Annotated in this window: 7 protein-coding genes; 3 read left to right on the plus strand and 4 right to left on the minus strand. The window is 67.1% G+C overall.

Translation table 11 applies throughout. The features are described 5' to 3' along the window. Nucleotides 1–67 precede the first annotated feature (67 nt). Nucleotides 68–3,460, plus strand: coding sequence for an NACHT domain-containing protein (locus tag ACIBTM_RS27880; protein WP_395880105.1), 3,393 nt, complete (start codon nucleotides 68–70; stop codon nucleotides 3,458–3,460). Nucleotides 3,461–3,572: 112 nt separating this feature from the next. Further along, nucleotides 3,573–4,496: a hypothetical protein gene (locus ACIBTM_RS27885; protein WP_395880106.1), complete on the plus strand. Its 924-nt coding sequence runs from the start codon at nucleotides 3,573–3,575 to the stop codon at nucleotides 4,494–4,496. Nucleotides 4,497–4,640: 144 nt separating this feature from the next. On the opposite strand, the gene ACIBTM_RS27890 is transcribed toward ACIBTM_RS27885, so the two are convergent. Together ACIBTM_RS27890 and ACIBTM_RS27895 are read right to left on the minus strand one after the other, a co-directional pair. After that, complete coding sequence (locus ACIBTM_RS27890) at nucleotides 4,641–5,969, minus strand: SLC13 family permease (RefSeq protein WP_395880325.1); 1,329 nt, start codon at nucleotides 5,967–5,969, stop codon at nucleotides 4,641–4,643. Nucleotides 5,970–6,215: 246 nt separating this feature from the next. Then, entirely contained in the window at nucleotides 6,216–7,481 is a 1,266-nt protein-coding gene (locus tag ACIBTM_RS27895) for a serine hydrolase domain-containing protein (RefSeq protein WP_395880107.1), read from the minus strand. A gap of 128 nt (nucleotides 7,482–7,609) precedes the next feature. Between ACIBTM_RS27895 and ACIBTM_RS27900 the strand changes: the two genes are divergently transcribed. Continuing rightward, complete coding sequence (locus ACIBTM_RS27900; protein WP_395880108.1) at nucleotides 7,610–10,711, plus strand: ATP-binding protein; 3,102 nt, start codon at nucleotides 7,610–7,612, stop codon at nucleotides 10,709–10,711. On the opposite strand, the gene ACIBTM_RS27905 is transcribed toward ACIBTM_RS27900, so the two are convergent. Beyond that, nucleotides 10,689–11,456 carry an ABC transporter permease gene (locus ACIBTM_RS27905; protein WP_395880109.1) on the minus strand — a complete coding sequence of 256 codons (768 nt, stop codon included), beginning with the start codon at nucleotides 11,454–11,456 and terminating at the stop codon, nucleotides 10,689–10,691. The two genes, ACIBTM_RS27900 and ACIBTM_RS27905, sit on opposite strands and share 23 nt — an antisense overlap. Then, nucleotides 11,453–12,412 carry an ATP-binding cassette domain-containing protein gene (locus ACIBTM_RS27910; RefSeq protein ID WP_395880110.1) on the minus strand — a complete coding sequence of 320 codons (960 nt, stop codon included), beginning with the start codon at nucleotides 12,410–12,412 and terminating at the stop codon, nucleotides 11,453–11,455. The genes ACIBTM_RS27905 and ACIBTM_RS27910 overlap by 4 nt, the downstream gene beginning before the upstream one ends. Nucleotides 12,413–12,790 lie beyond the last annotated feature (378 nt).

Raw genomic sequence — 12,790 nt, forward strand, 5'->3', positions numbered from 1 at the left:
AGCGAAAGGTGCTCGAAGTGCGCAGTGTTATCCTTCACCGGATGAAAGGCGCTTGCGGGGACCCTGAATGGGGAGAATCGGCACCGGAGCGAGGCAGGCGGTGAGCAGGCGCTACAGCTACGCCGATGCGGTCAAACTGCTCGGCCCCAAGGAAAACGCCGCGGTGGCGGCGTTGGATCGACTGGTCGGCGGCGCTCTCCTCGGCAGTGTCGCGTTCGGCGCGACGGAACTGCTCAGCTGGTTCGACGCCAAGGTCGACTTCATCAAGATCAGTCATGAAGTGCTGGGCAAACTCGCCGAGAAACAACGTGGCCTGAGCCGGTACGCCCGCACTGAAAGGGTGAGCGCGGCTCACTCCGTAATCGTGGTCCTGGCTTTCTTCGAAGCCGTCGACGAACTCGGTCTGCCGGTTTCCACCAAACAGCTGGGCGTGACCAAAAAGGAACAACTTCAACTGGTCGGGCTGTCACACCTGTTCGACGGGGTCTGGCCGATGCCCACCCCCGACCGTCCTTATGAGGCCACCCGCGAAGCTCTGTTCCGGCAGTACGTCGACTCGGCCGCGGCTCTGCTGGAACTCGTGCGCGCCCACGCGATATGGGATGAGCTGAACGAAACCCGGCAAACACGCATGGAGTTGATGGTCCGGGAGATCGCCACCGAGGCGATTCGTCGTTACCACGGGCTCGTCGGCCGGGTCGTGTCCGACTACCCGGAGATCGGATTCTGGATCCAGTTCGCCGAGGCGCGAAGCGCGGGGCGAGCGCTGGACCGGGTCGAGGACGCGATGCGGCAACTCCTCGTCGGGGGTACCCCGGATCAGCGACGGGCGGAACTGGCCAAGGGCTATCGGGCCGCGCTGGACCGGCCGATCATCGAAGGGGACGACGACTTCGGCGACCTCCGCATCCCGCTGATCCGTGACGCCTACGTGGATCCGCAATTCCAAGTCACCTCGATGCGGAAGGACAACCGTCCCGCCGAACTGGCCTGGTGGAACTCCCTGCCGGTGCGGAACGACCTCTACCGCTACCTCGTCGGCTACTTCACCTCACCGAAGGCGGTCAGCCTGCCTTTGCTCGTCCTCGGTGATCCGGGTTCGGGCAAATCCATGCTCACCAGTATTCTCGCGGCCAGGTTGTCGCCATCGGACTTCTTGACGCTGCGAGTCGAACTGAGGAACGCTCCGACCGAGGGCGATTTGCTCGACCAAATCGAATTCGGCCTGCGTGAGGCACTGCACGAGAAGGTGTCCTGGGCGGAGTTCTCGCGAACCGCCGGGACCAGCCTGCCGATCGTCCTGCTCGACGGATTCGACGAACTGTTGCAGGCCACCGGGGTCTCGCAGAGCCGGTATCTCGACAAGGTCGCGCGCTTCCAACGTGAACGACTCGATCTCGGCGCGCCGGTGGCCGTCGTCGTGACGAGTCGTATCAGCGTGTGCAGCGGCGTTCAGATTCCGGTCGGCACCGATATCCTGAGGCTGACCCCATTCACCCCCGACCAGGTCGGACAGTGGCTCCAGACCTGGAACGAGATCAACGCACCCTATTTCAAGAAGGCGCGCCTTCGGCCACTTCTCCCTCCGGTGGTCCTCGCCTTCCAGGAAATAGCCGAGCAACCGCTGCTCTTGCTGATGCTGGCGCTCTACGACGCCATCGGGAACGCACTTCAGCAGGAGAGCGGCACGCTCAACACATCCCAGTTGTACGAGCGCCTTCTCCGGCGCTTCTGCAGGCGTGAGCTGGCCAAGGACAACATCGATCGCAGCCCGGAACACCTCGAACGTGAGGTGGACCTGGAATTGGAAAGACTTGCCGTCGTAGCGCTCGGCATGTTCAACCGGGGCGCGCAATGGATCGCGGAGCCAGACCTCAACGAGGACTTCGCCGGTCTGCTCAAGGTGGACGAGCGCAACCGCCGCCACGGTACCCAGACACCTCTGAGTGCCGGCCATTCGGCCCTCGGCCGCTTTTTCTTCATGCAACGCGCCGAAGCGAACAGGGACTCGGAAACCCTGCGAACCTACGAATTCCTGCATGCCACCTTCGGCGAATTCCTGGTCGCCCGGTTCGTCTGGCACACCCTCGACGAGCTGTTCCAGGTCTCCCAGCAGCGCAGATCCAGATTGACCACCTCGCTGACCGACGACAGCGAGTTGTACACCATTCTCTCGTTCGCCCCGTTGTCGTCCCGGTGGGCAGTGGTGAACTTCCTGGTCGAGCTGACCGGATCAGCGGCCGACAACGGCCCGCTGTTCGCGATGCTCAAGGAGCTCATCGCCCACTCCTTCGAGCCCCAGCAGCAGAAATACTCCGGATACGAGCCGGTGCGTCACCCCACGCCCCGGCGCTACGCCGCGTACAACGTGAACCTGATCATCCTCGCCGCGGTCCTGGTGAGCCCGGGTCCGCTGGACACGGGCTCGGTCGGTGCGCACCCCTGGCACAAATTCGCCGGTTTCTGGAAGTCGCAGTTCTCCGCCGGCGAATGGCGGGATCTGGTCACTCTGTTCCATCTTTTGCCCGGCCCTGACGGCAAGGCCGCCATCACCGTGGGGAGGGCGCCATCGATCAGCCCGGTCGCGCCTCCCGCCACGCCCGAGGCACTTTCGCTTCAGGTACCGGAACTGAGTGCGCACTTCACCGGAGACCCGGAACTTTGGCCGTACCGGTACGCCTTGGAACCTTTCATCCACCAGAACTGGCAGGTGGACCGAATCCGCGGACTGGCCGCCTTGGCGGCGGCGCACCCCAACCGGGCGGTCCTCGACCGCACCTACGTCGCCTGGGCGGACTTCTCACCTTCCCTGGTCATCGAACGGCTCGTGCTCGATCGAACAGCCGGACCGGACACCTTCGCGGCCTTGCTCGGCACCAGGGTGAGTGCCGAGCCGGAGTTCCGCACGATCGTCTACGACCGCATTGCCAGAGGCGGCGACTACGACCGGGAGTACCTGTCGATCGTCGGGAGAATCTGGCACGAGCACGAAGACATGCTGGTCGCTCCGATAGCTCTTATCGAAGCCTGGCTTCGGCTCGCGGAGCGAGGTTTCGACTTCGCGCAGATCTCCCCGCTTCCTGATTTCGAGGCCCTGGTCGATCTGATAGACGTCTCGGCCGTCTGCTCCTCCAGGCCGGACCTCCGCACCCGGGTGCGGAATCTGCTCGACCGGCCCGGGTTCACCGAGCATTTCCTCCTGCGCAGCCCGGCGACCGACGTCGTCGCGGCGAACCCGGGCTGGGTGAGGTCGGTACGGCCGCTGCCGTTCATCGACAAGCCCGCGACCAAGCAGCCGGATTCCGTCGCTCACGTCCGGCAGCCAGAAGGAGAAAGCTGGCAGGTGCAGCTGGGGAGGCTGGACACAGCGTTGGCTTCGGGCACTTTGAGCGCCGACGACTACTACGTCGAACGCGAAAGAATCCTCAAACTCGCCGTCGGCGTGGATCCGGAAGAGTAGCGCTCTCGGCGTGCTCTCCGGAGCAAAGGCGGTCGTCGACCGGTCTGCGCGTTAACTGAATCGTGACAGTGGAAGAAGTCAACGGTAAAGGAGACAGCGGAAGCTTGTCGGTATGAGCAGATCGAAGGTGCGGTCGGAGACCGCCACGGGATCGAAGACTTCGATGGGCCGGGAGCTGATGGAGCTCGCGGCCTTGTTCATCGCCGCAGGTGTCGCCCATCTGTTCGTCAGCACGATGTCGCTCAACCGCGTCGGGCCTGCCGTGCTGTTCGGGCTGGGCCTGCTTCTGATCGCGACCGCCGCCGGGCGGCGATGGTGGTTGCACCGCCCGCGACGGGAATCGGCCCGGGACGCTGGGGGCGAGCACGCCCCGCGACCGGGTCTGGCGTGGCGGATCCGCGCCACCGTACGTGACGTGCCCGGGAGTTTGGCGGGGGTGACCGCGGCGTTGGCGGCGCACCGGTACGACATCGTGTCCATGCAGGTGCTGGCCGTGCCGGAGGGCGTGGTCGACGAGTTCCTCCTGCGCGCTCCGGAAGGGGTGACCGCGGCGGACATCGCGGCGGTGACCGAGCTGGGCGGCGGCCGGGACGTGCGGGTCGTACCGGCGGACGTGCACGAGTTCGTCGACTTGCCCACGCGAGTACTGACGATCGCGGCCCAGTCGGCCTCTCCGCGGGCCGACTCGGCGAAGCTGCTCCGGGCCGTGCTGGGGGATTGCGACATCTCCTGGCAGCCGGCCAAAAGGCCTCGAGAGTCGAAAGCCGGTGACGGGCGGCCGATGCGCCTGGTCGCTCCTGAAGGTGGGCAAGTGGTGATCACGCGTCCCCTGTTGCCGTTCACGCCGGTGGAGTTCGCGAGGGCCAAAGCCGTTCTCGACCTCCAACGCCGCCTCGTCGACGGGGTGGCCGAGACGTCCGGCCCGGAAGTGCCGGAGGATGGTCCCGGTGTGGAGATCCGCCCCGCCACCGGCCGTCGCGCGCTTGCTCGGACACAAAGCGACTCGAACGTTCCTCGCCGAATCCCAGGCGGGTGAGGTGGTCGCGGTGGCGACGTCACGGAAGAGCGGCCGCTGTATGCGCCGCGCCGGTGCACACGTCGACCACGTCGAACAGGATCTCGCTTATCTGACAGTGGATTTGAACGCGTGTTCGCCGACCTCTTCGGTTTCGGACCGGCCCTATGCGAAGACGAAGTAGCGGAGCCAGAGGTAGGGCGCGGCGACGAGGACGGTGATCAGGGTGACGAGGACGCCCTTCTTGGTGAATTCCCAGAAGGAGATGGGGCTTCCGGCGCGTGCGGCGATGCCGAGGACGACGACGTTGGCGCTGGCGCCGATGGCGGTGGCGTTGCCGCCGAAGTCGGCTCCGAGGGCGAGGGACCACCAGAGGGCTTCGGAGTGGGTGGGGTCGGCGATGTCGTTGGTGAGGCCGAGGACGAGCGGGCTCATGGTGGCTACGTAAGGGATGTTGTCGACGACGCCGGACAGGAGTGCTGACACGCCGAGGATGAGCATGACGGCGAGGAGGGCGTTGCCTCCGGTGGCGTCGGCGGCGAGTTTCGCGAGGTCGCCGATGACGCCGGTTTTGACCAGGGCGCCGATCATGATGAACAGGCCGGCGAAGAACAGCAGCGTCTCCCATTCGACGCTGGCGAGGTAGTCCTTCGGTTTGGCTTGGGACAGCAGCACGAGTGCTCCGGCGCCGAGCAGGGCGACGACGGAGGGTTCGATGTGGAGGAACGAGTGTCCGATGAAGGCGGCGAAAACGCCTAGGAGCACGACGCCGCATTTGATGAGAAGCCGTTTGTCGTGGATGGCTTCGCGCTCGTTGAGGGCCATCACGTCGGCGACGCGGTCCGGGTCGACGGTGAAGGAACCGCGGAACAGCCTAGGCAGGACAAGGCAGAAGACGGCGATTTCGATCGCCACGATCGGGGCCATGTTGACGAGGAAGTCGTTGAACGTCAGGCCGGCGCGGCTGCCGATGATGATGTTGGGCGGGTCGCCGATCAGGGTGGCGGCGCCGCCGATGTTCGAGGCCATGACCTCGGCGATGAGAAAGGGCACGGGGTTGATGTCGAGGCGGTCGCAGACCAGCAGGGTCACCGGTGCCATGAGCAGTACCGTGGTGACGTTGTCCAGGAACGCCGACGCGACCGCGGTGATGAGGACCAGCAGGATCATGATCCGCAGCGGTGAGCCCTTGGCGCGTTTGGTGGCCCAGATCGCGGTGAATTCGAAGACGCCGGTCTTCCGCAGGACTCCGACGATGATCATCATGCCGAGGAGTAGGAAGACGACGTCCCAGTCCACGCCGGTGTCGTGGGAGTAGAACGCGTCTTCGGAGCCGACGACGCCGGTGGCGAGCACGATGCCCGCGCCGGCGAGGGCGACGGCCATCTTGGGGACCTTCTCGGTGGCGATGAACAGATAGGCCACCGCGAACACGGCGACCGCGACGACGGCGCCCCCGACGAGATGCGCATGGTCGCGCGCAAAGCCGACCAAGAGCGGGTGGCCGGCGTCGACGACGACCCGGCCACCGCACTCGCTGAATTCGTCGCCGAGAAACAGCGAGAAGGCGACCTTCTCGACGTCGACCCCGGGGTCATCGTCGGTGTCCTGCAAGTTGTGCTGCTGGTACCGATGTTCGCCGACCGCCTCGGCGACCCCGCCGGCCATCCCAAGATCCTCGATCTGCTCATCGATCTCGTCGCGACCGGTCTCACCACGAAGGCATGAGCGACACGTTCGTCAGCCGAGGCAGGCGCGGACGGCTTTGGTCAGGTTCGCCGCCCTGGGGTCGTCGGGCCGGAAGTTCCAGAGATTGGTGACGTAGCCGAAGCCGACTTCGGCGTCCGGGTCCGCGAAGCCGATCGATCCGCCGGAGCCCGGGTGGCCGAACGAGCCCGGTCCGGTCATCGGCATCGGCGCGCAGGCGCGGTGGAATCCGAGGGACATGTAGAAGGAGCGGTCGGCCGGGATGTTCAGTCCCGGGGGCAGTCCGTGCATCGGTGTCCGGTCGGTCTGGACGGCGGTCATCTTCTCGACCGTCGCCCGGTTCAGCAGGCGGACTCCGTCGACGGTGCTCACCGTGGCGGCGTACATCCGGGCGATGGAGCGCGCGTCGGCGAGCATGTTCGCGGCCGGGAACTCCGCGGCGCGCCAGGCGCGGGAGGTGAAGTAGTCGGTCGTGGGGTCGAGGGCGCCGCCCAGTTCGCCCGCGCGGGCTTGCACGGAACCGGGCTCCCAGAGGGCTTTGACCCATCTGGTGACGGTGTCCGCGTCCAGCCCGGTCAGCTTGATCATGCCGTCGATCAGTTCTTCCAAGGTGAACGGGGCGGCGTAGTGGAGTTTGCTCACCCGGCTCTCGTGTTTCTCGGGTAGTCCGATCCAGGCGCTGAGTCCGAGCGGCCGGGCGACCTCGTCGGCGAAGAAGGTCCCGAGTGATTTGCCGGTGATCCGGCGAACGACTTCCCCGACCAGGAAGCCATAGGTGACGCTGTGGTAGACGTGCTCGGTTCCCGGTTTCCACAGCGGTCGCTGTGCCTCGAGGGCGCGGATGACCGGGTGCCAGGAACATGCCTGCTCGAAGGTCAGCGGTCCGTCGACGATCGGGAGGCCCGCCTGGTGTGACAGCAGCCAGCGCACCGTGATGTCTTCCTTGCCCGCGTTGCCGAATTCCGGCCAGTATCGGGCGACCGGTGCGTCCAGGTCCAGTTCACCACGTTGCGCCAGCAGGTGGGCGCAGATCGCGGTGGCGCCCTTCGTGGTGGACGCGACCTGGACGATGGTGTTCTTGTGCCACGGCCGGTTCGCTTCGCGATCGGCGAGACCGTCCCACAGATTGACGACCTGGCGGCCGCCGATGTAGACGCTGCACGCCGCGCCGACTTCGCCGGGGTTTTCCTTGAAGTTCTTGCGGAAGACGTCGGCGACCTTGCCCCAGCCGTGTTCGACGCCCCTGCCGTCATGGCCTTCTTCGGCCGCGTTGCCCTGCTCGGATGTTCCGTCCACCATGTCGTGCCCCCTCCTGATGAAGACTTGCGGGGATCACGATCGCCGAGCGTGCTGACACGGTGCTGACACCGCCCTGACACGGCCTGAACGCCGGGTGCCAGGGACATACCGGGGCTACTCTGACCAAAGTGACCATCGAGCTGTCGCTGCTGTCGCGGGTTTCCTACCGGGGCCTGGAGATCACCGGCTCCGGGATGCGCGGTCTCGTCGCGCTCCTCGCGGCGGATCCGCACGTGGGCTGTAGCGCGGCTCGGCTGGTGGACGGGCTCTGGCCGGAGGAACGTCCCGAGCATCCAGCCAAAGCACTGCAGGTCCTGGTGTCCCGTACCCGCGCCAGGCTCGGCGCCGACGTCATTCTCAGCACGCCCGCCGGGTATCGGCTCTCGCTGAACGAGGATCAGGTCGATGCGTCCGCCGTGCTGCTCAACGCGTCGGCCGGCGAACGATGCGCTCGCGCCGGTGATCACGCTGCGGCGCTTCGGCACTCGGAGGCGGGACTCGCGTTGTGCGAGGGTGCCGAAAGCTGGTGTGAGGCGCCCGGTGACCCGCTTGCCACGTTGCGCGCGGAACGAGTGCCCGCGTATCGGTCGCTGAAGCGCACGCGCGCACTGACGCTGTCCCGGTTGGGGCGGCGCTCGGAAGCGGTCGAGCCGCTTCGCCGGTTGATGTCGGAGCGCCCCCGGGACGAGGAGGTCCTGGCTGAATTGCTCCGCTGCGAGGCGGTCACGGTGGGGCCGGCGACGGCGTTGAGCAGGTACGACACCTATCGGCGTGAACTACGTGAGGAGCTGGGAAGCGACCCTGGCGTCGCGGTGCAGGACGTGCATCGCGAACTGTTGCTGAGCGAGGCCCCGGTGATCCGGCAGGGAGTACGGCAGGAGCCCAACCCCTTGCTCGGTCGCGACAAGGACATCACCGCGGTGGCGGATCTGGTGCGCTCGTCACGGGTGACGTCGATCGTCGGCGCCGGGGGCTTGGGCAAAACGAGGCTCGCGCACGCGGTCGCTCGCGAGGCGGAGCAGCGCGTGGTGCATTTCGTCGGGCTTGCCGGCGTCACCGGGGCCGACGACGTGGTCGGCGAGGTCGCGTCCGCCCTCGGTATGCGAGAAGGGGGGTTCGGTCCGTCCGGGCGGGCCGCCGGACGAAACGGCGGCGTCGCCGGGATCGTCGAAGCTCTCGGTCCGGCCTCCGTCCTGCTGGTGCTGGACAACTGCGAACACGTGGTGAGTGGAGTCGCCGAACTGGTCCGGGCCCTGGTGGCCTTGAGCAAGGACCTGCGGGTGCTCACCACCAGCCGCGCTCCGCTCGGCCTCTCGTCGGAAGCGGTGTACCCGCTGCCCGAGCTCGATCTCCCGACGATGGTCGAGCTCTTCGGCCGCCGGGCACGAGCGGCTCGTCTCGCCGTCGATCTGCCTCCGACGGTGGTACGGGACCTTTGCAGGCGCCTGGACGGGCTGCCACTGGCGGCGGAGCTGGCGGCGGCCCGCGTACGGGTGATGTCGGTCGCCGAGATCGCCGCGCGGCTGGACGACCGGTTCACCTTGCTGCGGGGTGGCGCGCGGGACGCGCCGCGGCGGCACCGCACACTCCACGCCGTCATCGAGTGGAGTTGGCATCTTCTCGAACATGAGGGGCAGGCGGCGCTGCGCGCACTCTCGATCTTCCCCGGAGGATTCACCTCGGACGCGGCTCGTCAGCTGCTCGGTGACGACGGTGTCTTGGAGCGGCTGGTCGATCAGTCGCTGCTGAAAGTGGTCGAAAGCGGGCCGGTCGCGCGTTTCGTGATGCTGGAGACCGTGCGCGAGTACTGCTCCACGCGGCGGGAAGAGACCGGCGAGACCGAAGAGGTCGTCGACCGTTTCCTCGGCTGGGCCGCCGCTTTCGGAGCGCGATGGCTTCAAGACGATCTCGTCTCGGATTTCGCGGCCGTGGAGGAGATCCGGACGGAGCAGGACAACCTCCTCCAGGCGCTCCGGTACGGGCTCGACCGGGAGGACGGCGCGTCCGTCGCGGTGATCGCCGCGCTACTGGGAAGTTTGTGGGTCACCGAGTCGAACTTCAGCCGCTTGGCCATGCTGGCGAAGGACATCGCCTGGGTGTTGTCGCATACCCGGCCGCCGGTCGATCTCCTCGAAACCGTCAGGACGGTCGCCGTGCTGGGCGCGATGGTCGGGTTCGTCATGCCGGAGGTCAGCCCGATTCGCGCGCTCGTCGTCCTGCGCCGACTGCCGTCCGGCCCGCCGGACACCTTGATCCGGGCCGCTCACCTCGCGCTGATCGCACCTGATCTCCCCACGCTGAACGCGATGTCCTCCAGCGAGGAGCCGCTGTCCGCCGCCGTCGCCTGCTACGTGCTCAGCTATCTGTCCGAGAGCACGAACGACCTGGAGGGCGCATTGCGCTCGGCGAGGCGGATGCTCGAAGCCGCCGAAGGCGGTCGAACGCCCTTGCTCACGGCGGTGGCTCATGGCCGCGTCGGCGAGCTGTGCCTGCAGGTGGATCCCGGTGACGCGGCGTTCTGGCACCTGGAAGCCGCGCTGTCGATCACGGAGCAGCTCGGGTGGTCGACCGCCTCGCGAGGGCGGTGGGCGCTGGTACTGGCGAATCTGCAGCGCGGTGCCTTCGACGAGGCCGAGCGCGGGCTGGACGCGGTGCGGAGCGACGGAAACGAGAGCGTTCCGGTGATATTCGAGATCTGTGCGCGTGCCGAGATCCTCCTCGGCCGTGGGGATGTCGAGGCAGGACTGCGTCTGTGGCGGCAAGCAGCCGATCACACGATGAGCGGGGGAGGGGATCTGTCCGGGCTCTGGCCTTTCGAAGTCGAAGCGGTCGCCGTGGTGACCCATGCCCGCCACGGGTGTCTCGATTCGGTGGGGGACATCGTCGACGCGGTGCCGGGCATGCTGTCCACAATGGTCACTTCGGCGCCGGTGCCGGAATTCCCGATCTGTGGTTCGCTCCTGCTGGCACTGGCCGTGGCGGACCTCGACCGCGGTGCCACGGTCCGTGGTGTCCGGCTGATCGCTCTCGTCGAGCGTTTCGGGTTGCTGCGTGCGTTTCAGCCGGCGATGTCTTCGGAGCGGATCCGGGACATCGCCGTGCGGGCCGATCGGCCGGCGTACGACGACGCGGTGTCGTTGTACGCCGGCCTCGACTCCCAGGGGCTGAGGTCCGCGGCCTTGGCGGCACTCCGGATGAGGAGTCAGCTCACCGGCTCGGATCCCGTTTGAACAACATCCGGGACCACAGGTAGCCCGCCAGCCCGAGGCCGGCACACCAGGCGACCGCGAGCAGGCCGCCGTCCTTGATCGGCGTGTCCAGCAGCAATCCGCGCAACGCGTCGATGATCGGTGTGAACGGCTCGTGTGTCGCGAACCAGCGCACCGGCGCGGACATCGTCTCCGGTGAGACGAACGCGCTGCTGAGGAACGGCAGCAATTGGACGATGAATACGAAGGGGCCGGTGCCTTCCGCGGTCTTGGCGAGCAGGCCGACCGCGACCGCCAGCCAGGTGAGCGCGAGCACGAGCAGCGTGAGCAGTCCGAGGACGGCCAGCCAGCGGACGGGATCACCGGTGGGCCGGAAGCCGAGCAACAGGGCGACACCGACGACCAGAGCCGCGCTGATCAGCGTGCGCACGGACGAGCCGACGACGTGACCGGTCAGCACCGCCGTACGGGAAATCCCCATCGTGCGGAAGCGGTTGATGATGCCCGCGGTCATGTCCCGGTTGACGGCCATGGCCGTGGTGGTGGAGCCGTAGCCCACGGTCATCAGGAGGATCCCGGCCACCAAGTAGTCGATGTAGTCGCCGCTCTGCCCGGCCGGGCCGAGGCCGGCGCTCAGCGCGCCGCCGAACACGCCGACGAACAACAGCAGCAGGATCACCGGAAGCGCGATCGTCATGATCATCGTGCTGGGATTGCGCAAGGTGTGCTTGGTGTTGCGCCGCACCATGGTCACCGCGTCGTTCATCGGGTCTTCTCCATCGTGGTGGTCGGGTGCCCGGTGAGAGCGAAGAACACGTCGTCGAGGTCCGGGGTGTGCACGGACAATTCGTCGACTTCGATCGAGGCGTGCTCCAGCCGGTCCAGGAGTGCCCGCAAGGCCGGGACGCCGCCGTCGCCGGGAACCTGCAGGGTGAGCGCGTCGTCGTCACGGGTCGCCCCACCGAGAGCGCGGGACGCCGCGTCGAGACGGGCCGCGTCGCTGAAGCGAAGCCGCACGTGGCCGCCGGGGATACCGCGCTTGAGCTCTTCCGGGGTGCCGGACGCGACGAGCTTGCCGTGGTCGAGGACGGCGATCCGGTCCGCCAGTTCGTCGGCCTCTTCCAGGTACTGCGTGGTCAGGAAGATCGTGACGCCCTCGGCCACCAGTTCGCGGACGATCTGCCACATCGTGTGGCGGCTTCGCGGGTCCAGACCGGTGGTCGGCTCGTCGAGGAAGATGATCCGCGGGCCGCCGACCAGCGTCATCGCCAGGTCCAGGCGGCGCCGCATGCCACCGGAGTAGGTCGAGGCCGGCTTCCCGGCGGCCTCCGTGAGCTCGAACCGGTCGAGCAACTCGGCGACTCGCCGTCGGCCCTCGGCGCGGCCGAGGTGGTTCAGGTCGGCCATGAGGACGAGGTTCTCCTCGCCGGTGAGCAGGTCGTCCACGGCGGAGAACTGGCCGGTGACCCCGATCGCGCGGCGGACCGCCTCCGGTTCCTTCGCGAGGTCGTGCCCGGCGATCCACGCTTGACCGCCGTCCGGGCCGATCAGGGTGGACAGGATCTGTACCGCGGTGGTCTTGCCAGCCCCGTTGGGGCCGAGCAGCGAGAACGTCGTGCCTTCGGCGACCTCCAGGTCGATGCCGTCGAGCACCACGTTGCCGCCGAACGACTTGCGCAACCCGGCCACCGTGATCGCCGATCGTGCTCGTGTGCTGGTCATGTCCCTCCTCGCTTCTTCGTGGCGCTGGCGGCCACGGATGAGAGGAGAGTGCGAGCAGCCGGTTTCACCGCGGTTTCATCGTGGTGTCACGCGTTTGCTCCCTCTTGACCGGGGGAGTCGCTTCCGTGCGGTCCTCGGCAAGGGGGAGTACTGGAACTCAGCCGAACCGGACTTCGGGGATCGCCGCCATCAGCCGGTCCCACTCGGGATACCTGGCGAGCCTGCCTTCGTAGGCGGCGGTGATCTCTCGGCTGATTTCGGCCGTCCTGGCGACAATGCTTGAAACGGCCTCTGAGCTGCTTAAACGTCTCTCGACAGTTCTCGGTGGATCTTGGTCCTACTCGACGTCTGACGGCTTGTAGACGGCCTGGCGAAATC

The sequence above is a fragment of the Amycolatopsis sp. NPDC049868 genome (assembly GCF_044461365.1).
Lineage (GTDB): Bacteria > Actinomycetota > Actinomycetes > Mycobacteriales > Pseudonocardiaceae > Amycolatopsis.